19 protein-coding genes and 1 pseudogene are annotated in these 18,957 nt (G+C 66.6%); 6 read left to right on the forward strand and 14 right to left on the reverse strand.

Annotated features, from left to right (window positions below):
* Positions 1-16 precede the first annotated feature (16 nt).
* From GJ654_RS16385 to cbiE, 4 genes are read right to left on the reverse strand one after another with little or no spacing between them, the layout of a single operon-like run.
* Positions 17-1,321, reverse strand: coding sequence for a cobyrinate a,c-diamide synthase (locus GJ654_RS16385; RefSeq protein ID WP_155447257.1), 1,305 nt, complete (start codon positions 1,319-1,321; stop codon positions 17-19).
* Positions 1,318-2,088 carry a precorrin-4 C(11)-methyltransferase gene (cobM, locus tag GJ654_RS16390; RefSeq protein ID WP_155447258.1) on the reverse strand — a complete coding sequence of 257 codons (771 nt, stop codon included), beginning with the start codon at positions 2,086-2,088 and terminating at the stop codon, positions 1,318-1,320. The genes GJ654_RS16385 and cobM overlap by 4 nt, the downstream gene beginning before the upstream one ends.
* Positions 2,088-2,480, reverse strand: a complete 393-nt coding sequence (locus tag GJ654_RS16395; protein WP_155447259.1) for a cobalamin biosynthesis protein — start codon at positions 2,478-2,480, stop codon at positions 2,088-2,090. The genes cobM and GJ654_RS16395 overlap by 1 nt, the downstream gene beginning before the upstream one ends.
* Positions 2,462-3,664: a precorrin-6y C5,15-methyltransferase (decarboxylating) subunit CbiE gene (gene cbiE / locus GJ654_RS16400; RefSeq protein ID WP_155447260.1), complete on the reverse strand. Its 1,203-nt coding sequence runs from the start codon at positions 3,662-3,664 to the stop codon at positions 2,462-2,464. Before cbiE ends, GJ654_RS16395 begins: the two co-directional genes overlap by 19 nt.
* A gap of 23 nt (positions 3,665-3,687) precedes the next feature.
* Between cbiE and GJ654_RS16405 the strand changes: the two genes are divergently transcribed.
* A complete protein-coding gene (locus GJ654_RS16405; RefSeq protein ID WP_155447261.1) occupies positions 3,688-4,431 on the forward strand; it encodes a cobalt-precorrin-6A reductase in 744 nt (247 codons plus the stop codon).
* Here the strand turns inward: GJ654_RS16405 and cobJ are convergent.
* The 5 genes from cobJ to tcuA form a co-directional block, all read right to left on the reverse strand.
* Positions 4,413-5,174 (reverse strand): precorrin-3B C(17)-methyltransferase, encoded by a 762-nt coding sequence (gene cobJ / locus GJ654_RS16410; RefSeq protein WP_155447262.1) that lies wholly within the window; start codon positions 5,172-5,174, stop codon positions 4,413-4,415. The genes GJ654_RS16405 and cobJ overlap by 19 nt on opposite strands.
* Positions 5,171-5,896 carry a precorrin-2 C(20)-methyltransferase gene (locus tag GJ654_RS16415; protein WP_425540399.1) on the reverse strand — a complete coding sequence of 242 codons (726 nt, stop codon included), beginning with the start codon at positions 5,894-5,896 and terminating at the stop codon, positions 5,171-5,173. The genes cobJ and GJ654_RS16415 overlap by 4 nt, the downstream gene beginning before the upstream one ends.
* A 2-nt stretch (positions 5,897-5,898) precedes the next feature.
* Positions 5,899-6,531: a precorrin-8X methylmutase gene (locus GJ654_RS16420; RefSeq protein ID WP_155447263.1), complete on the reverse strand. Its 633-nt coding sequence runs from the start codon at positions 6,529-6,531 to the stop codon at positions 5,899-5,901.
* A 175-nt stretch (positions 6,532-6,706) separates the two neighbouring features.
* Positions 6,707-7,783 (reverse strand): tricarballylate utilization 4Fe-4S protein TcuB, encoded by a 1,077-nt coding sequence (gene tcuB, locus GJ654_RS16425; protein WP_155447264.1) that lies wholly within the window; start codon positions 7,781-7,783, stop codon positions 6,707-6,709.
* Positions 7,770-9,026: an FAD-dependent tricarballylate dehydrogenase TcuA gene (gene tcuA, locus GJ654_RS16430; protein ID WP_155447265.1), complete on the reverse strand. Its 1,257-nt coding sequence runs from the start codon at positions 9,024-9,026 to the stop codon at positions 7,770-7,772. Before tcuA ends, tcuB begins: the two co-directional genes overlap by 14 nt.
* 390 nt (positions 9,027-9,416) lie before the next feature.
* On the opposite strand from tcuA, the gene GJ654_RS16435 reads away from it, so the two are divergent.
* From GJ654_RS16435 to GJ654_RS16445, 3 genes are read left to right on the forward strand one after another with little or no spacing between them, the layout of a single operon-like run.
* Positions 9,417-10,430 carry a FecCD family ABC transporter permease gene (locus GJ654_RS16435; RefSeq protein ID WP_246664791.1) on the forward strand — a complete coding sequence of 338 codons (1,014 nt, stop codon included), beginning with the start codon at positions 9,417-9,419 and terminating at the stop codon, positions 10,428-10,430.
* Positions 10,427-11,200, forward strand: coding sequence for an ABC transporter ATP-binding protein (locus GJ654_RS16440; protein WP_155447266.1), 774 nt, complete (start codon positions 10,427-10,429; stop codon positions 11,198-11,200). Before GJ654_RS16435 ends, GJ654_RS16440 begins: the two co-directional genes overlap by 4 nt.
* A complete protein-coding gene (locus GJ654_RS16445) occupies positions 11,197-12,036 on the forward strand; it encodes an ABC transporter substrate-binding protein (protein ID WP_155447267.1) in 840 nt (279 codons plus the stop codon). The genes GJ654_RS16440 and GJ654_RS16445 overlap by 4 nt, the downstream gene beginning before the upstream one ends.
* On the opposite strand, the gene GJ654_RS16450 is transcribed toward GJ654_RS16445, so the two are convergent.
* The 4 genes from GJ654_RS16450 to GJ654_RS16465 are packed head-to-tail and all read right to left on the reverse strand — an operon-like array spanning position 12,014 to position 16,096.
* Positions 12,014-12,340: a cysteine-rich small domain-containing protein gene (locus tag GJ654_RS16450; protein ID WP_155447268.1), complete on the reverse strand. Its 327-nt coding sequence runs from the start codon at positions 12,338-12,340 to the stop codon at positions 12,014-12,016. The genes GJ654_RS16445 and GJ654_RS16450 overlap by 23 nt on opposite strands.
* A gap of 15 nt (positions 12,341-12,355) precedes the next feature.
* Entirely contained in the window at positions 12,356-13,747 is a 1,392-nt protein-coding gene (locus tag GJ654_RS16455) for a cobyrinate a,c-diamide synthase (protein ID WP_196305596.1), read from the reverse strand.
* A complete protein-coding gene (gene cobF, locus GJ654_RS16460; protein ID WP_155447270.1) occupies positions 13,744-14,517 on the reverse strand; it encodes a precorrin-6A synthase (deacetylating) in 774 nt (257 codons plus the stop codon). The genes GJ654_RS16455 and cobF overlap by 4 nt, the downstream gene beginning before the upstream one ends.
* 1 nt (position 14,518) lies before the next feature.
* On the reverse strand, positions 14,519-16,096 hold the full coding sequence (locus GJ654_RS16465; protein ID WP_155447271.1) for a cobyric acid synthase: 1,578 nt from the start codon (positions 16,094-16,096) through the stop codon (positions 14,519-14,521).
* Between the two features lie 54 nt (positions 16,097-16,150).
* On the opposite strand from GJ654_RS16465, the gene GJ654_RS16470 reads away from it, so the two are divergent.
* Complete coding sequence (locus tag GJ654_RS16470) at positions 16,151-16,660, forward strand: tyrosine phosphatase family protein (protein WP_155447272.1); 510 nt, start codon at positions 16,151-16,153, stop codon at positions 16,658-16,660.
* Here the strand turns inward: GJ654_RS16470 and GJ654_RS16475 are convergent, their stop codons facing one another.
* Entirely contained in the window at positions 16,661-17,344 is a 684-nt protein-coding gene (locus GJ654_RS16475) for an adenosylcobinamide amidohydrolase (protein WP_155447273.1), read from the reverse strand. It abuts the gene before it with no gap.
* Between the two features lie 468 nt (positions 17,345-17,812).
* Here GJ654_RS16475 and GJ654_RS16480 point away from each other — a divergent pair.
* Positions 17,813-18,957: pseudogene (locus GJ654_RS16480) on the forward strand (beta strand repeat-containing protein); the annotation flags it as partial.

The following is an 18,957-nucleotide window of genomic DNA, read 5'->3' on the forward strand; positions in this document are numbered from 1 at the left end:
ACCTCGTCCAGAATCGTCACTCCGCCGAGATGACGTGGAAAAACGAGCCGGTGACGCGCCCGCGACGGGAGCCCACCGGCTTTTTTTCGCCGCCATGGGCATCGCAGGCGAGGGCGAAGGCGGGGTCGTCGCCGAGCGTTTCGATGGTCGCATGGTGAAACTCGTGCCCCAAAAGAATTTTTCCGCGCGGGCCGAGCGCGCCATCCGTCACAAGCGTGGCGTTGCGATAGCCGAGCGTCAGCTTGCGCTTGGCGAAACTGGTGGAGACGGAAAGCAGGCCGGCCATCGGGTGGCGAACGCCCTCGGCGTCGACCAAAAATTCGCCGAGCGCCATATAGCCCCCGCACTCGCCGTGCACCGGTTTTTTCGAAGCAAAGGCGCGCAAGCCATCAAGGAATTTTCGGGCGTTCGCCAGCCGTCTGGCATGCAATTCGGGATAGCCGCCCGGCAGCCAGCAGAAATCGGCGTCGCCCGGCGGCGGCTCGTCTTGCAGTGGCGAGAAGAAGCAAATTTCGGCCCCGGCCCGCCGCCAGCCTAGCAGCAGATGCGGATAGAGGAAGGAAAAGGCGGCGTCGCGCGCCACCGCAATTTTTTGACCGGGCGGCTCCAGCGCATTTTTCCGCGAGGGCGAGGAGCAAAGCGGCCGCGCTGCGGCGTGCAGCGCGTCCAGATCGACATGGGTGGCCACAAAACCGGCGAGCGCGTCGAGTTTGGCTTCGAGATCGGAGGTGTCGGCGGCCTGAACCAGACCGAGATGGCGCTCAGGCAGCACGATTTTGGCATCGCGGGGCAGGGCGCCGAATACCGGCAAGCCGACTGTTTCCAGCGCGGAGGCCGCCAGCCGGACATGCCGTTCGCCGCCGACCTTGTTGAGGATCACGCCGGCGAGTTTGACGTCCGCATCAAAAGTCGCGCAGCCATGGGCGACGGCCGCCGCCGTCTGCGCCTGCCCGGAGACGTCCAGCACCAGCACCACGGGCAGGCCGAGTTTTTTCGCCAGCGTGGCCGATGAACCGTTGCGGGCCTGTTCGCCTGGCGCGCCGTCGAACAGGCCCATGGCCCCCTCGGCGATCAGCAGGTCGGCGTCTTCCGCCGCCGTCGCCGCGAGACCGGCGACCAGAGCATCGTCCATCGCCCAGCTGTCGAGGTTGAAACTCGGGCGCCCCGTGGCGGCGCCATGAAAAGCGCTGTCGATATAATCAGGCCCGTTCTTGACCGCGCCGACGCGCAGGCCACGCTGGCGCAACGCGCGCATCAGCCCGAGCGCGACGGTCGTCTTGCCGCCGCCCGAGCGCGGCGCGGCGATCAAAAAACCTTTCATTCGGCGCCGCCGCGCTGCGGCCGGTAGCGGCGCAGGTAATCGGGATCGTAGAGCGCGCTCTCGCGAAAATCGCTCGAAGCCAGAGCGCGCCCCACGAGCACCAGAGCGGTGCGCTCGACCGGCGCCAGGGCGAAACTCGCCTCGATATCAGCGAGCGTGCCCTGCAAAACTTGTTCGTCGGGCCAGGAGGCGCGAAACACCACGGCGACGGGGCAATCCGCGCCGAGGATCGGGGTCAGTTCCGCGACCAGCTTGTCCAGCACATGGATCGACAGGTGGATGGCGAGCGTCGCGCCGGTCTTGGCGAAAGCGGCCAAGCTCTCGCTTTCCGGCATGGCGGAGGCGCGTCCGCTTGTGCGGGTCAGCACCAGGGACTGCGCGACTTCGGGCACGGTGAGTTCGCGCTGGAGCAAGGCGGCGCTGGCGGCGAAGGCGGGTACGCCCGGCGTCACATCATAGGGAATGCCGAGCCGGTCGAGGCGCCGCGTCTGCTCGGCGAGCGCGCTCCAGATCGAGAGGTCGCCGGAATGCAGCCTGGCGACATCCTCGCCGGCCTCGTGCGCGCGCAAAAATTCGGCTTCGATCTGGTCGAGGCTCATCGGCGCGGTGTCGATGATGCGCGCGTTCGGCGGGCAATAGTCGAGCAAAGCTTTGGGCACCAGCGAGCCCGCATAGAGGCAGACGGGCGAGCGCGCGATCAGGTCGCGGCCGCGCAGGGTGATGAGGTCCGCCGCGCCCGGTCCGGCGCCGATGAAATGCACGGTCATTACAACTCCGAGGCGATGGCGACGGCGCAAGAGACGCCGTTCAGGCTGAATTTCTCCAAGATCAGGCGCGAATTTTCGCCTGCGCCGGCGAGCGCGGCGGCTTCGGCGAGGCTGCCGACGCCGGCGAGCGCCATGACCAGCGCCGAGCGCGAAACCACCTCCGCATCGCGCTTTTGCAAGTCGGCCTCATCGTGGAAGACGAGTTTCATTCGCAAAGCGTCCGCAGCTTCCCGAAGCGGCTGGCTGTCGCGTTTGCGCGCGCTGGTGTGCAGCGCGTCGGCGTTCATTCCCGCGCGCTCCAGAGCGAGGCGCACGCCGCGCGCGATGGCCTGCGCCGTCGCCAGCGTGCTGAAGCCGACGCCCACCGCCACGCTCATTTCGTCACGCTCCATTGCACGCTCGGCATCAGCGGGCGAAAACCGCGAAAACGGCCGACCGCGTCGGCATGGGCGAACTGACACTGGACCAGTTCGCCACCGAAACGGCGCTGCGCGGCGAACAGGTCGGCTTGGCTTTCCAGCGTCACGGCGTTGACGACCAAGCGCCCGCGCGGCGCCAGCGCCGACCAGCACAGGTCGATCAATCCGGGTGCGGTAAAACCGCCGCCGACAAAAATGGCGTTGGGCTGTTCCAGGCCGTGCAAGGCGTCGGGGGCCTCGCCCTCCACAAGCGTGAGATGCGGAACGCCAAGGGACGCCGCATTGCGGCGAATGCGCGCGCAACGCTCGGGGTTTTTCTCGATGGCGAGCGCGCGGGTGGACGGGTCCAAAAGCAGCCATTCGATGGAGATGGAGCCGGAGCCGGCGCCGACGTCCCAAAGCAGGTCGCGAGGCCGAGGCGCCAGTTGCGACAGCGTCAGCGCGCGCATTTCGCGCTTGGTGATCTGGCCGTCATGCTCGAACCAGTCGTCGGGAAGCCCAGGCGTTTTTGGGGGAATGCGAACGCCGTCGCCCAAAACTTCGAGGGCGATGGTGTTCAGCGGATCGATTCCCTGGATATCGAACCCGTCCGCCGGCGCGGTGCGCAAGAGTTCGCGCGGGCCGCCCATGGCTTCGCAAACGGTGAGTTTTGAAGCGCCCAGGCCCCTTTCCCGCAGCAGGGCGGCCAGCTTGCCGGGCGTCTCGCCGTCCCAGGACAGGGCGAGAATTTTCGCGCCCGGCTGCAAGTGCGAAAGAATCTTTTCCAGCGCGCGGCCGTGCAGGGTGACCAGCGCGCAGTCCTGCAAAGCCCAGCCAAGCCGGCTGGCGGCGAGGCTGAAAGCGGAGGGTTGCGGCAGGCACAAAATGTCGGCGGGCGGCACGATCTGCGCCAGCAGCGAACCGACGCCGAAAAAAAACGGATCGCCGGAAGCCAGCACCGCAACGGGTTCGCCGCGTCGCGCTAAAATTCTTGGAAACGCCTCCTGCAAAGGCGAAGGCCAGGCGAGGCGCTCGCCCGCGGTCTCGCCGATCAACTGCAAATGCCTGGCGCCGCCAACGACGAGACGCGCTTGCGCGATCCGCTCCCGCGCGGCTAAGGACAGCCCTTGCAGCCCGTCCTCGCCGAGCCCCACAATGGTCAGCCAGGGCGCGCTCATGATCCACACCTCGAAGGGGTTTTATGCGCATATTGATTCTTGGCGGCTCCAGCGAGGCGACTCTGCTCGCCAAGGCGCTCGCGCCGCGCGCCGACCTGAACGCCATCCTGTCGCTCGCCGGGCGCACCAAAAATCCCGCTCCCATGCCGCTGCCGACGCGCATCGGCGGTTTTGGCGGCGTCGAAGGTTTGAGGTCCTACCTTCGCGACGCGCGCATCAACGCGGTGATCGACGCCACCCATCCGTTCGCGGCGCAGATGAAGCGCAATGCGGCGCAAGCCTGCGGGGCGACGAACACACCGCTGTGCGCCTTCACACGCGCGCCCTGGGTTGCCGGCGAGGGCGACGACTGGATCGAGGTGGACACCGCCGCCGAGGCCGCCGTCGCGCTGGGAGAGACGCCGAAACGCGTGTTTCTCGCCATCGGCCGCCAGCAGGCCGGCGCCTTCGCCGGCCAAAACCATCATTTCGTGTTGCGCGCCATTGACGCGCCCGACGCCGGGGCGCTGCCCGCCTCGCTCGATCTCGTGCTGGCGCGCGGCCCGTTCACGGTCGAGGATGAGATCGCGCTGATGCGCGAAAAACGCATCGACATTGTGGTGAGCAAGAACGCCGGCGGCGAGGCGACGCGCGCCAAAATCGACGGGGCGCGCGCGGAAAAACTGCAGGTGGTGATGATCCGCCGCCCCAAAACGCCGGAGCGCCCGGTGTTCGAAAACATCGAGGACGCGCTGGCGTGGATCGAGGCTCACCGTCCGGCCTCATAGGAGCGTGGGGTCAGCACGAAGGGAAGCCCGTCCGGCCGCGCGATCAGATGCGTTGTCGTGGCGCCAATCATGACCAGCGTGCTCATGTCGGCCACGCCCGGATCGGCCTCGCCCAGCGTCGTCAGGACGATGCGTTCGTCGGGCCGGCCGACCGCGCGCGCGAAAGCCACGGGCGTCGAAGCCGGACGCAGGGTCCGCAGCAGATCGAAGGCGTCGAAAATCTGCTTCGGCCGCGCCTTTGACGCCGGATTGTAGAGCGCGACGACGAAATCGCCCTCCGACGCGGCCTTGAGACGGCGCTCGATCAGCTCCCACGGTTTTAGATTGTCGGAGAGCGAAATGGCGCAGAAATCGCCGCCCAGCGGCGCCCCGAGCCGCGCCGCCGCCGCCTGCATGGCGCTCACCCCTGGCAAAACCTCGATGTCGAGGGCGCGCCATTCCTCAGGTCCATTCTCGACCGCCTCCAGCACAGCCGCCGCCATGGCGAACACGCCGGGATCGCCGCCCGAGACCACCCCGACGATTTTTCCCGAAAGGGCCAACTCCAGCGCGTGGCGGGAGCGGTCGAGTTCGACGCGGTTGTCGCTGCCGTGGATGGTCAGGCCCGGCCGGGGCGCGATGCGGTCAACATAGGAAAAATAGCCGATGAGGTCGGTCACTTGTTCAAGGACGGCGCTGGCTTCGGGGGTCAGCCAATGCGCCGGCCCCGGCCCGAGACCGATGACATAAACTTTTCCGGTCATGGCCGCCGCCCCTGTCCCGGCATCAGGATCAGCGAGAAATAGGGCGCGTCGTCGCCGACTTTTTCGGCCAGCGGAATGATTTTTTGGTCCGGCATGGCGCCTCGCTCGACATAGATGGCGCGCTCCAAGCGGCCGGTCTCGGCGAAGGCGCGGCGCACTTTTCGAAAATTCTTGCCGAGCTTCATCACCACGGCGGCGTCGGTTTTTTGAAGCCGCTCGACCAGGGCTTCGTAGGGCAGGGTGCCCGGCAGCACGGACAAGATATCGTCGCCCCAGGTCATCGGCGCGCCCGCCGCCGCCGCGCAGCCCGCCATTCCGGTGACTCCAGGCACGATCTCGGTGTCAAACTCGTTCTTGAGGCGGATGAACAAATGCATGAACGAGCCGTAGAACAGCGGATCGCCCTCGGCGAGAAGCGCGACATCCTGGCCGTTGCGCAGCCGTTCCGCCAGTTTTGCCCGCGCCTCTTCGTAAAAGCCGGATAGCGCCGACACGTATTCGGGCGAGTCGAACGGAACTTCCGTGGTCAGCGGATAGCCGAGCGGCAATTCCTCGCAAGTTTCCGGAATCCAGCGGTCGGCGATGGCGCGCGCATTGCCGCGCCGGCCGGACTTGCAGAAATAGGCGACCACCGAACAGCTTTTCAGCAGCCGCACGGCCTTCACGGTTAAAAGTTCGGGATCGCCCGGACCCAGACCTATGCCATAAAGACGACCCGACACGCTCACTCCTTCGCGCTCGCGAGCGCATTGATCGCCGCCGCCGCCATGGCGCTGCCGCCGCGCCGTCCGCGCACCACCAGATGCGGCGCGCCCCTAAAATCGATCAGCGCGTCCTTGGATTCGGCGGCGCCGACAAAGCCGACGGGCATCCCGATAATGCAGGCCGGCATGGGCGCGCCCTCGGAAAACATTTCGAGAAGGCGGAATAATGTCGTTGGCGCATTGCCGATGGCGACGACCGAGCCGGCCAGCCGATCCCGCCAGAGATCGGCGGCGACCGCCGAGCGGGTCAGCCCGCGCGCCTTCGCCTGCTCCGGTACGCGCGGGTCGGACAGGGTGCAAATCACTTCGTTGTTGGCGGGCAGGCGGGCGCGGGTCACCCCATGGGCGACCATTTGCGCATCGCAAAAAATCGGCGCTCCGGCCGCCAAAGCCGCCGCGCCCGCTTCCGCCGCGCCGGTGGCAAAGGCCAAGTCCGAGGCGACATCGGTCATGCCGCAGGCGTGGATGATGCGCACGGCGAGGCGCTCTTCGACGCCCGGCGTGAAGCGAGCCAAATCCGCCTCGCGGCGGATGATGGCGAAGGAGCGGCGGTAGATTTCGTCGCCTTCGCGGATATAGTCATAGCTCGACATGACGCTCACTCCCATCGGGGCGGGTTTACGCGCCCCCAACGAGACGTCCCCAAGTCTTCCAGGTCTGGACGGGTTTGAGGCTTTCGGTTCAAGCTTTTTTCGGCTTGCCGAGGGCGCCTGCGCATTTTGCGCGAGGACCGTCGCGGCGCCTACTTGGCCGAGACAGGCCCCCTTGTCAATCGGACGCGACAGCGCGGGTTTTGGGCTTTCGCGAAAAGGCGTGGCGCAGCAGCGCGGCGGCGCGGAACGGCGCGTGCAGCGCCTTGGTTGCGGGCAGCGCGAGAAAAAAGCCGGTCACAAGGCTGAGGTGAGCCAGCAGCAGCGGTCCCATCGCCGGGGTGTCGCGGAAAAACAGCAAAGCGAGCCCGCTCAGGGTCACGAGTTGCAGCGCGATCAGGAAAGTGACGTTGAGCTGGGTTTCGCCGGGTTCCGAAACGTCGCGCTCCATCCGCGTTTCGAGCGCCAGCAGGCCCGCCGCGCCCGCGACAATGCCGAGACCGCCGGCCAGCCCCAGCAGCACCGGCGGGCTGGCAAGCGGGAAGGGGGGCGCGAACTTCAAAAAATGTTGGTAGGCGGAGGCGACGAGGGTCGCAGCGAAAGCCAGCAGCACGCCGCCGGCCATCAGGTGATGAAAGATTTTGCGCCGCCTCGAAAAACCGGGGCCGACGTCGTGACAGCCGGGGCCGCCTCCATCGAGATGGCGCAGGGTGACAATGTCCGTGGCGGCCCGCCACAGCGCCGGGCCGAGCGGGCCGGGGGCGAGATCGGCGGAAATCGTCCGCCAGAACCGCAGCGTCGAGACGATCATGCTGACCGTCGCAAAAAGCAGGGCGCCGCCGCCAAGCCCCGCCATCACGCCCCAGGGGACCACAGAGTAAAAACCCGCCTGTCCGGGCGAGGCGGCAAACGTCAGAATCGCCAGCGCCAAAAATGTCGCGGCGACGAAAAAAGCCGCGCCGAGCGCCGGTCGTTCAAAACCGTGGCGCAAGAGGCGCGGCCAGACGTGATCCGCGTAAGTTTGTCGCCGCGCCCGGGCCAGCACGGCTGGCGCATTGACGGCGAAGGGGTGGGGCGGGGCATATTGGCAGGCATGCCAGCAGGCGCGGCAATTGTGGCAGAGATTGGCTAGATATGCCTCGCCAAAATTGTCGCGCTGGCCCGCGAGCGCCGGAAACACCGGGCACAGGCCATCGCAATACATGCAGGCGGCGCAAATCCGCAGGATGCGATCGGTTTCATCAGCTGAGGACATGGCGCGCGGCGGCCTCCCCGGCGCGCCGTCCCGTGACGGCTGACAGCGTCAATCCCAGCCCGGCCATATAGCCCCGCGTGAAAAAATTGGGCGCGACGATCATGCCCGCGCCAAACAGGTTTGCGTTCCCCTCTCGCGAGAGCCGCATGTTCGCATCCGCCGCCAGACCGTAATGGACAAAGGTCAGGCCAGCGCGCATGGGAAAGGCGAAAAATGGCGGCTCGACAAAGGGAACGCTCTCCGCCAGCGCGGCGCCGTCAAGCCCCAGCTCCGCGGCAAGCGCATCGAGCGTATCGGCCCGGATCGGCGCCAGCGCCGCCGGCAGGGTTTTCGAAAGCCCGCGCGCGTCGAGGATGAGAAAGGCGAGGCCGCCGTCGCACGCCGCGATTCGCGCCCCCCATTGGGCGTAATGGGATTTTTTTGGGCTCGCCCCCGCCAGCTCCACGCGCCGGCCGTTGCGGTCCACCACCAGCCCGTGCGGGATGGCGGTGATGCGGGTGACGATGCCGCCATCGTCCTCGGGCCCGCGCGCGTCGACCGCGACCATGTGGCAGGAGGAGGGATCGCCGACGGTTCGAAAACCACGTTCAGCCAAGAACTGCATTATTCGACCGTTAGAAGAACGCGCGCCGCGGAGCAACACGCCTTCGCCAATATGGTCGTTTCGCCAGTTCGGATCGCCGCCGGGGCCGCCGGAGGCGACGACGACCGCGCGTGCAAAAAACCGTTTTTTCGTGGCGCCGGAGACAATTTTCGCTTCCCAGCCGCCCAAAACCTCCGTCAAAGCAAAAGCCTCGCTTTCGTAATCGAAGCTGACGCCGAGGCGCGACGCGGTGTCGTAGAGCGCGTTGACCATCGCCTTGCCGCCGCCGAGCAGAAAGGCGGTGCGCCGGGAATAGGGCAGTACGCCCACATCGGGGGCTTGCAGGAGGACGCCGCAGCCCATCAGCCAGTCGGCAATTCTAGCCGATTCCTCCACCAGACCGCGCGCAAAAACCTCGTCCGGGCAGCCAGTCTTTCTCAGTTCGGCCAAGAACTCTGCGTCGGAATAGGCGTCGGGCGTGTGCCAGACGGGTTTTTCATGGGCGATGCGGAAATTGCGCGCGTGGCGCGCATTGCCGCCGCGCAGCACGCGCGGGGCGCTTTCCAGCACGTGCGCGTCAACCCCAAGTCGGCGCGCCGCGATCGCGGCGCACAGACCGGCGATCCCGCCGCCGATGATTAAGACTGCGTTCGACGCCATTTCGCCCCTTAGCGAGGTCATCTGTCACGAACGTCATGCCCGGGCTTGTCCCGGGCATCCACGCCGAGGCGCCCGGACGAATGCCGCAACAGTTCGCGTCGCGGCGCCGCGTGGATGGCCGGGACCAGCCCGGCCATGACGACATCGAGAGACATGCGTTGCGAGTCCGGGCCAGTCCTGTGGCATGATTGTTAGCGGCCGGGCGCTGGGTGAACAACCCGGCGCGACCGTTCTTGCGCAAACAAAAATTCGCAATTACAGAGAAATCCGCCTCCGCGCCGCAATCGGGCGCGGCGCCACGGAATTCGCGTCTTCCCCGGGCGGCTTGCCCCGAGCGAAAGGCGGTTTTTGCGCCTTGGCGCAGGCGCCCGCCCGCAAAAGAGGTTTTTGTTGCTGTCATCCGAGCGTTCCCTGCTGCTCCACGTGCTGCTGCCGGGGCTGGTTTGCGTCTTGTTGCTGATCTCGCTCGGCGTCGGCGCCGTGCATCTGCCGATCCACACGGTCGTCGAGGCCCTGTTCGGCGGCGCCAGCGAGGCGCAGCGCGCCATTGTCCAGGAAATTCGCCTGCCGCGCACCCTGCTCGCCGCCACAATCGGCGCCATGCACGGCCTGTCCGGCGCGGCCTTGCAAGGGTTGCTGCGCAATCCGCTCGCGGCGCCCTCCCTGTTCGGCGCGCCGCAGGCCGCCGCCTTCGGCGCGGTGCTGGCCATCGCCACGGGTTTTGGCGACGCCCTGTCCTTCGCCTTGCCGCTGTCGGCGATCCTGATGGCGTTTCTGTCCGCCTTCGTCCTGGTCGCCATTGTCGGACGCGAGTCAAACCTGCTGCTGCTGATCCTCGCTGGATTGGCCCTGTCGAGCCTCGCCGGCGCCGCGACGGCGCTGGCGCTCAATCTGGCTGCCAGCCCGTTCGCGGCGCTGGAAATCTCGTTCTGGCTGCTGGGTTCGCTCGATGACCGCAGTTTTCGCCATGTGCTGCTGGCCTGGCCGTTCATGGCCTGTGGCGCCGTTTTGCTGTTCGCCCGGCGCGACGCGTTTCGCGTGCTGAGTCTGGGCGAGGAGGCGGCGCAGAGCCTCGGGGTCAATGTCCCGGCGCTGCGCCTGCAGGTCATTCTCGGCGTCGCCCTCGGCGTCGGCGCCTCCGTTGCCGTCTCCGGAACCATCGGTTTCATTGGCCTGGTCGTGCCGCATCTGATGCGTCCATTGGTCGGGCACGATCCCGGCCGGCTGCTCGCGCCCAGCGCTTTTGCCGGCGCGGCGCTGCTGCTCGCCGCCGACATTGCGGTGCGCCTGATCCCCTCAACCTCCTCGATCAAGGTCGGCGTGCTCACCGCTCTCATCGGCGTGCCGTTCTTCCTTTATCTGGTGTTCCGCGAGCGTCGGAAACTTGAAGGCGCGGCGGCATGAGCGGTTTTGAGGTCCGCGACCTCAGCGTTCGCCTCGGCGGCCGGCAGGTCCTGAAAAACATCTGTTTTAACGCGGAAAGCGGCGCTCTGGTCGCTTTGGTCGGCCCGAGCGGCGCCGGCAAGACCACGCTTTTACGCGCCTTGGCCGGCCTCATTCCCAGCGACGGCGCCATGGTTTTCGCCGGCGCGGACGTGCGCGGCCTTTCCGTCGCCCAGCGCGCGCAAAAATTCGCCTATGTGCCCCAGGACGATTCCGTCCACTGGCCGCTGCCGGTCCGCGATGTCGTCGGGCTCGGACGTTTTCCGCACGGCCCCTCGCGCCCCGACCGGCTCTCCGGGCGCGATCTCCTCGCCGTCGAGCAGGCGCTCGATGTCGTCGATCTCCAGGCGATGGCGGAGCGGCCGGTGACAAAGCTGTCTGGCGGCGAACGCCGCCGCGTCGCGGTGGCGCGGGCGCTGGCGACGCAAGCACCGGTCTTGTTCGCCGACGAACCCACGGCCTCCGTCGATCCCCACTACCAGCTGTCGATCATGACGCTGTTGCGCCAGCAGGCGCGCCAGGGCGCGCTGGTCTTCGTCGTCACCCACGATCTCGGCGCGGCCGCCCGCTTCGCCGACCGGGTGCTGTTGCTATGCGAAGGGCGCCTTGAGGCGGCGGGTTTGCCGGACGCCGTGCTGTCGTCGGCGCAATTGGCCGACGTCTTCGCCATCGATATTTTTCGGTGCGAGCACGCCGGCGAACCAGTGATCGTGCCCTGGACCGCCCGATGATTCTTGCTTTCCGCGCCCTGGCCTTAGCGGCGCTGCTGGCGGGAGGCGCGCAAGCCGCGCCGCTGCGCATCGCTTCAATCAACATGTGCGCGGACCAGCTTTTGCAGACCCTGGCCGACCCCGAACAAATCGCCGGCCTCGGTCCCTATTCCCGGGACGCCAGCCTGTCCTGGCTCGCGGAGGACGCGAAAAAATATCCGCGCCTGACGGGCGAGGCCGAGGACATCATCGCGTTGAAACCCGATCTCGTGCTCGCCGGTAAATATGGAAAAAAGGCGACGCGCGACCTGCTCGACGACCAGAACATAAAAATCGTGGATTTCGAAGTTCCCCGCAGCATTGACGAGGTCAAGGCGCAGGTTCGCCGCGTCGCCGAGATCGTTGGTCATCCCGAGCGCGCCAGCGCGCTCAACGAAAAAATCGACGCCGCGGCGGCCCGGGCTCGCGCGGCGGCCATGCAAGGACATGCCAAAATCCTCGCGGTGTCGCGGCGCGGCTGGGTCGCCGGAACCAACAATTTGCTGTCGTCGCTGCTGGCGACGGTCGGGCTCGCCAATGCGGCGGGCGAACTGGGCCTGAAAAGCGGCGGCTTCGTCTCGCTCGAAACGATCATCGCCGCAAAACCCGACCTGATCCTGGTGGCCGAGGCGGCGCCGAGCGCGGAAGACCAGGGTAAGGCGTTGCTGCTGCATCCCGCGCTCGACCGCAACTATCCGCCCGAGAGCCGCATTGTCATTCCCGAGCAACTGACCATCTGCGGCGGGCCGATGCTGCCCGCCGCGCTGGATCGCCTGTCCGAGGCGATGGGCCAAATTACTCCGAAGCCGCGTCTTTGATGCGGCTGGGGTCCTGCTCGCTTCCGTCCCAGATTGTCGGCTTCTCCAGCCAGCGCTGAATAAAATTCCACGCCTTCTTGTAGCCGTTGTGCGGCAGGGTGCAGGCCGAACAATCTTTTCGTTTCATGCCGTTGCGGTCGACGATCACGCCATAGGGACCGGGACAGTCATAGGCGATGAGCGGGCAGTAGCAAAACAGGCAGTTGAACTCGCGCTCGACGCCTTGATGGCAGGGATAAAACGGGCAGGCGGTGTTGGTGAACCCCATGTACCCCGTTTTTGCGGTGCTGTCTTTCGGCTCCATGCGCATCCTCCTCGATCATAGGTTTTCGTGGGGGCTGGCGAAAGCCCGCATCTGCTCCACAAAACGCGCGGCGAGTTCGAGCCGTTGCGCCAGGGGAATGTGGACGTAGCTGGCGAGCAGCCCACGCTCGGCATGCCCGGCGAGGGCGACGGGCGAGCCGTCGCGGCTGCCCTGCAGGCGCCAGGCCGGCGACGGCGGCGCGCCCTCGCGCTCCCAGACGCTGTAGTGGAACTCATGCCCGCGCAAATCTTCGCCGGCGCGCAGCAGCGGCGTGTCGACCAGCGCCGTCGCGCGGCGGTAGCCCAGTGAAGCAAGCCGTTGCGTCATTTTCACGGCGCCCGGAACCAGCCCCGCCATGGGATGGCGGACGCCGTCGAGATCGATCAGGGCTTCCGTCAGCGCCATGAAGCCGCCGCACTCCGCCAGGATCGGCGCGCCCTTTTCGTGGAGGGCGCGCAGGTCGCGCCACAATCTGGTGTTCGCGGCGATCTCGCGGGCGAAAAGCTCGGGATAGCCGCCGCCGAGGAACACCCCCGCCGTTCCCTCGGGCAGTGTGTCGCCGCCGACCGGGCTGAAGCGGACGACGCGCGCGCCCGCGGCGGCGAGAATGTCGATGTCGTCCTGATAATAGAAGGAGAAGGCGGGGTCGCTGGCCAAGGCGAGAATCGGACCGTCGCTCGCCGCGCTCTGGGTCGAAAAACTTTGCGTGGGCAGGGCGGGGGCGGCGCGGGCCAGCGCCAGCAAAGCGTCGAGATCGAAATTTTGCGCGACGGCCTCCGCGACGGCCGCCAGCGTGGCCTCGCGGCCCTCGTTGAGCGCGGCGAGATCGAGTCCGAGATGCCGCTCGGGAATGGTCAAGGTGTTTTTGCGGGGCATCCAGCCTAAGGTGGGAAGGCCGGTCTTTTGCGCAATGGCGGCGGCGCAGCCCTTCGCGTGGCCTTCGGACCCTGCGAAATTGAGCGCCAGCGCCGCCACGGGCTTGGTTTCATCGAACCGCGCGAACCCCAGCGCCAAAGCCGCTGCGCTGCGCGCCGCGCCGGAAATATCGAGAATGAGCAGGACCGGCGCGCCGAGCGCGGCGGCGATGGCCGCCGTGGACCCCTCGTCGCTGTCAAAGCCGGCGCCGTCGAACAGGCCCATCACCCCTTCGATCACGGCGATATCGGCGTCGGCGCAGGCCCGGGCAAAACTGTCGCGTATGCCGGAAACCCCGAGCATCCAGGCGTCGAGATTGCGGCAGGGTCGCCCGGCCGCCGCGCTCAGCCAGCCGGGATCAATATAGTCGGGGCCGCATTTGAACGGCTGTACTCGAAAACCGCGCCGGCGCAGGGCGCCGATCAGCCCTGCCGTGAGAAGGGTTTTGCCTGAGCCTGAGCCGGCGCCTGATACGACGATCCTGGCCGTCAAGCGGCGGGCTCCGCGCGGCGCCGCAGCAGATAAATGTCGAGAATCCAGCCGTGGCGCTCCTTTTCGAGACGCACCTTTTCCGCGAGCGAAGGGCCGATCTCCTTCAGTGGCCCGGACTCCAAAACCTCGTGCTCGGTCCCGAGATAGGCGCCCCAGTAGATATCAAAATTTTCGGGGTCGATCTGGGCGAAGGCGGCGTTGGAATCGAGCATCACGGCGATGGAATCAAATCCCTTGGCGGCGCCGGACAGCAGCCGCCGCGCCGTGGTCACCAAAAAATCGCCGCCGATGTCGTGCAACGAGATGGCGTGCCGCGCGGCGAGCAGGTGCAGGCTGCTGACGGCGGGGGTCACCTCCACCGCGAATTGTCCGGGATATTGCGCCTGGACCCGGCGCAGGATGGCGATGCTGCTGTCGTAAAGCGCGGGATCGCCCCAGACCAGCACGCCGCCTTTTTCGCCGTCTTTCAAATGCTCCGCGAACAGTTTGCCGAAAATCTCGGCCTTTTGCGCGTGCCAATCGGCGACCACGTCGAGATACCCCTCCTGCGCCGGGGCGCGCGGCGGGCTTTCCGCCGTGACGATGCGATAGGCGCCGGGACCGCGATGCAGGTCGAGGATTTTTCGACGCGCGTCGCCCAAAAGCTCCTTGCCGCGTCCCTGTTTTTCCAGAAGGAAAAACACGTCGCATGAGCGCAAGGCCTCGACCGCCTGGGCGGTGAGAAATTCGGGGCCGCCGGGGCCCATGCCGATCAGACAGATGGTCCGCATTCTATCGCGCCAGCTTCAAAAGGGCGTCGAGGTCCAGATTGGCCTCGATATGGTCGGCCAGCGCCTCCAGTGTGTGTTCGACGCGCTCCTCGAAGGCCAGATGCGAGATTTGCGCCCCCAATTGCTTCAACCAGGCGGACCTGAACGCGTCGCCGCCGAAAACGCCGTGGACATAGGCGCCGACCACGCGTCCATCAGGCGAAACCGCGCCCTCAGGCTTGAACGCGCCGTCGCCGTGATCCAGGATCATCCAGGGCCGCTCCAGGCCGGGGCCGGTGGTGCGTCCCATATGCATTTCGTAACCGGTGACGCGCACGCCGGTCACGTGGTCGAGCGCGTCAATGTCGACGAGGCGCTTTTCGTCCGACATTTCCGTTTCGAGATCGAGCAGGCCAAGCCCTTCGGTTTCGCCGGGCGGGCCCTCAATTCCTTGGGGATCGCGCACCACGCGCCCCAGAATCTGGTAGCCGGCGCACAGGCCGAGCACGCGTCCGCCCCGGCGGACATGGGCGCGGATGTCGATGTCCCAGCCCTCGCGCTTGATCAGGTCCAGTTCGGTGCGCGTCGATTTCGAACCTGGAATGATCACCACATCGACATCGCCGGGAATGGCGGTTCCCGGTTGAATCCATTGCAGGTCGACGTCCGGCTCCGCCACCAGCGGGTCGAGGTCGTCGAAATTGGCGACGCGTTGCAGCCGCAGCACGGCGATTTTGAGTTTCCCCTGGCTACCGGCGGCGGCGCGCTCCAGCGCCAGCGAATCCTCCGCCGGCAGGCGCTCGGCGGCGGGAAACCAGCGCAGCACGCCGAGAAATGGCCAGTTGGTATGCTCGGTGATGGTGACGCAGCCCGGCTCGAAAATCGAAAAATCACCGCGAAACTTGTTGACGATATAGCCGACGACGCGGGCGCGGTCGGATTCGCTCAAGAGCGCCCAGGTGCCGACAATGGCGCCCATGGTCCCGCCGCGGTCGATGTCGGAGAGGAAGATGACGGGCAGGTCGGCTTCCTCGGCGAAACGCATGTTGGTGATGTCGGAGGAGCGCAGATAGGCTTCGGCGCCGCTGCCTGCGCCCTCGACGATCACGAGGTCGGATTCGCGCGCGAGCCGCTCAAAACTGTCGACCACGGCCGGCATCAGCTGGCGGCGCATGTAATGGTAGATTTTGGCGGGGCAATTGCCCAACACCCGGCCGCGCAACACCACCTGCGCGCCAATGTCGCTCTGCGGCTTCAGCAGAACCGGATTCATGTGGATCGACGGTTCCGCGAAACAGGCGCGGGCCTGGAGCGCCTGCGCCCGGCCGATTTCGCCGCGCGGCATCAAACCGTCGGGGCCGGGGGGCAGGTCGGAATTGGCGGCCACGGCGGCGTTATTGCTCATGTTCTGCGCCTTGAACGGGCGCACCACCAGCCCGCGTCGCGAAAAGGCCCGGCACAGGCCCGCCACCACCATGCTCTTGCCGACATCGGAGCTGGTGCCTTGGATCATCAGGCTTTTTGCCCGGCGCGGACCGTCGTCCGGGCGCGGCGTGTACTGGATTTGGGCGATCAGGTCGGCGGCTTGCGCAGGGATCATCTCGGGCTCAGGGCTACGTTGACTTCCTGTCGAGGGGGACGATAGGAAGGGGACGTGATCATCGTCAGCCCCCTTTGCCACGTCGAGAGCCTGGCCGCCAAACATAATTTTTCACGTTCGCTTTCCCTGCTCGCGCCCTGGCAACTGGTGATCTTCGATGCGAGCCCGCTGCCGGTCGATCATAAAATCCTGGCCTTCAACGATGTCACCGCCCCCGGACCGGGCCTTGTGCCGCCCGACGAGGCCGTAGCAGGGGCGATTCTGGAGTTCGGAGCCGGCTGCGCGCGGGATCAAGATGTTTTGATCCATTGCTGGATGGGGGTGAGCCGCTCGCCGGCCGCGGCCTATATCATCGCCTGCGCCCGCGCCCCGGGACAGGAGCGCGCCTTAGCCGAGGCTTTGCGCAGCGTGTCCCCCATCGCCACGCCCAACCGGCTGCTGGTGTCGCTCGCCGACGATTTTTTGGGCCGCGGAGGTCGTATGGTCGACGCGATCGACGCCATCGGCCGCGGTCGTGAATTTGAAGGCGACGCGCCGGCCTTCGTCCTGCCGCTCGATCTCTGATCAGCCCAAAAATTCGGCGTTCCAGGCCAGCGCGCCCTCGTGGGTGGCTTCATAGACCGCATGTCCCAGCGCCTCGCCCACGGCGGTATGCAGGCCCGCATAGCGCAGGGGCGGCCCCGAACAGGGCGCGGCGATGATCACGCAATCGGTGCCCGTGCCGGTGATCGGCTTTTCGTCCTGGGCGGGCCGCGTTTCCAGGATCGCCGCCGTTCGCGCCTGCACGGCGATAGACAGGGCCTCGACGAAGGCGCCGTCGCTCAGGGGGCGCGACACATGCACAAGCGTGTTGATTGTGCCCGGAAACACCCGATCCCGCTGACGGGCGCCCACGCGCTCGCCATTCGACAGACCGACGGTCGTCAGGCAGGCGGCGCGCACATCCTCCGCATGGCTGAGCCGGACGTGATGGTTTGAAATGTCGCGCGAGGTCATGAAGGCCAGCGCCTCCGGGCAGCCGGCGCTCGCCAGTTTCGCGCGCAAAAATGCGTCGGGATCGACGTCGAGGCTCAGGTCGGCGTTGCGCACTTCCACCCAGACGATCTCGCGCGCCAGCGCGAAGCCCGGTCGCGACATCGACCATCCGAGCGTGCGCTGCGGCGCGGAAAAACGCGCGGTCAGGAAGGGCGGCGCGAAGGTGATTTCGAAAGGCTCAAGCGCCGTCCAGGCCAGATCCGCGTCCGTCATTGCCCCTCCGCTCGCCCTACAGGACGCCGCAATAGTCGGCGCAGTGCGACAGCGCAACAGGAAAGCCGCAGGCTTGGCTCCGCCCGGATCGGCAGGAATGACACTCAGTTCCAAATCGCATGTTTACCAGGTTTCCCGGTGTTTTTATTGGCGCGGCGCCTGAAAGATTCGGATGGCCTCCCTTTAACGAAAGCTTTACCCGCGCCGGTTAGCTTCGCGCCATGTGCGGATAGCCTCGGACCGTCTTGCGTTTGGCTCATGCCTGCGGATGTCCGAACGTCAGCGCGGCGTTGGAATCGGGTATTTTATCCCGAAAGCATGAGGCTTTTCCGACGCGAGGCTCGCGCGAGCCATGTCTTCTCCAATCCATGCCGTTCCCGGACGCGTGTTCGGGAGATTCCATTCCGAGAAGACCGCTTTCGCGCTGCGATCAGAGCGAAACAGTCAACCTGCAAGGCTCGCCGCGCCATGACGTCCATCATCTCTTCCATGACCACCACCCAGATCGCCGCGCTTTCGACGCTCTCGATTTCCCGGCTGAACACGGTTGACATCGCCGCGCTGAGCACAGCGCAGGCGGCTTCGCTCAAATCGACGCAAGTCAGCGCATTTCGGACAGACGCGATCGTCGCCTTTGGATCGAAAATCAGTTCGCTGTCTGTGTCGGCGATCGTTGGTCTGACCTCGACGCAGGCGTCGAACCTGGCGACAAGCGAAGTCTCAGCCCTGCTGACGTCTCAGGTCGCGGCGCTCCAAGGTTATCAGATCGCGTCGTTCAGTTCAGGCCAGATTCAAGCCATGACGACCGACGGAATTCACGCGTTAACGTCGAAGTCGGCTGCGGCTTTGACCAATTCCGAAATTGTCGCGCTGACCTCCGCCCAGGCGGCTGTTCTGACCACCAGCGCGCTCGCGGCTCTGACGACCAGCCAGATCTCGGCGATGGAGACGGTTGACCTCGCCGCGCTGTCGACGGCGCAGATCGCCGCAATGACCTCGGTCCAGATCGGCGCGCTGACCACGGCCGAAGCGGAGGCTCTGACGACCAACCAGGTTCACGCACTGAGCTCCGGCCAGGCGGCCGCGCTGAGCAGCGCCGCTTTGGCGGCGATGTCGACGGCCCAGGTGTCGGTGCTGACGACCGCGGCGACGGCGGCGCTGAAGGCCGCGCAGGTCGCGGCCCTGACCTCGGCCCAGACCGCGGCGCTGACCACGGATCAGGCGCATGCGCTGACCTCCGTTCAGGCGGCGGCGCTGAGCAGCGCCAGCGTGGTGGCGCTGACCTCCGCCCAGGCGGCTGTTCTGACCACCGGCGCGCTCGCGGCTCTGACGACGAGCCAGATCTCGGCGATGGAGACGGTCGACCTCGCCGCTCTGTCGACGGCGCAGATCGCCGCAGTGACCTCGAGCCAGATCGGCGCGCTGACCACGGCCGAAGCGGTGGCTCTGACGACCAACCAGGTTCACGCCCTGAGCTCCGGCCAGGCGGCCGCGCTGAGCAGCGCCGCTTTGGCGGCGATGTCGACGGCGCAGGTGTCGGTGCTGACGACCGCGGCGACGGCGGCGCTGAAGGCCGCGCAGGTCGCGGCCCTGACCTCGGCCCAGACCGCGGC

The sequence above is a fragment of the Rhodoblastus acidophilus genome (assembly GCF_009720655.1).
In the GTDB taxonomy this organism is placed as follows: domain Bacteria; phylum Pseudomonadota; class Alphaproteobacteria; order Rhizobiales; family Beijerinckiaceae; genus Rhodoblastus; species Rhodoblastus acidophilus_A.

Excerpts from the sequence above, each read along its gene's own strand:
- GJ654_RS16385 (WP_155447257.1), bottom strand. The coding sequence starts at position 1,321 with ATGAAAGGTTTTTTGATCGCCGCGCCGCGCTCGGGCGGCGGCAAGACG.
- cobM (WP_155447258.1), bottom strand. The coding sequence starts at position 2,088 with ATGACCGTGCATTTCATCGGCGCCGGACCGGGCGCGGCGGACCTCATC.
- GJ654_RS16395 (WP_155447259.1), bottom strand. The coding sequence starts at position 2,480 with ATGGAGCGTGACGAAATGAGCGTGGCGGTGGGCGTCGGCTTCAGCACG.
- cbiE (WP_155447260.1), bottom strand. The coding sequence starts at position 3,664 with ATGAGCGCGCCCTGGCTGACCATTGTGGGGCTCGGCGAGGACGGGCTG.
- GJ654_RS16405 (WP_155447261.1), top strand. The coding sequence starts at position 3,688 with ATGCGCATATTGATTCTTGGCGGCTCCAGCGAGGCGACTCTGCTCGCC.
- cobJ (WP_155447262.1), bottom strand. The coding sequence starts at position 5,174 with ATGACCGGAAAAGTTTATGTCATCGGTCTCGGGCCGGGGCCGGCGCAT.
- GJ654_RS16420 (WP_155447263.1), bottom strand. The coding sequence starts at position 6,531 with ATGTCGAGCTATGACTATATCCGCGAAGGCGACGAAATCTACCGCCGC.
- tcuB (WP_155447264.1), bottom strand. The coding sequence starts at position 7,783 with ATGTCCTCAGCTGATGAAACCGATCGCATCCTGCGGATTTGCGCCGCC.
- tcuA (WP_155447265.1), bottom strand. The coding sequence starts at position 9,026 with ATGGCGTCGAACGCAGTCTTAATCATCGGCGGCGGGATCGCCGGTCTG.
- GJ654_RS16440 (WP_155447266.1), top strand. The coding sequence starts at position 10,427 with ATGAGCGGTTTTGAGGTCCGCGACCTCAGCGTTCGCCTCGGCGGCCGG.
- GJ654_RS16445 (WP_155447267.1), top strand. The coding sequence starts at position 11,197 with ATGATTCTTGCTTTCCGCGCCCTGGCCTTAGCGGCGCTGCTGGCGGGA.
- GJ654_RS16450 (WP_155447268.1), bottom strand. The coding sequence starts at position 12,340 with ATGGAGCCGAAAGACAGCACCGCAAAAACGGGGTACATGGGGTTCACC.
- cobF (WP_155447270.1), bottom strand. The coding sequence starts at position 14,517 with ATGCGGACCATCTGTCTGATCGGCATGGGCCCCGGCGGCCCCGAATTT.
- GJ654_RS16465 (WP_155447271.1), bottom strand. The coding sequence starts at position 16,096 with ATGATCCCTGCGCAAGCCGCCGACCTGATCGCCCAAATCCAGTACACG.
- GJ654_RS16475 (WP_155447273.1), bottom strand. The coding sequence starts at position 17,344 with ATGACGGACGCGGATCTGGCCTGGACGGCGCTTGAGCCTTTCGAAATC.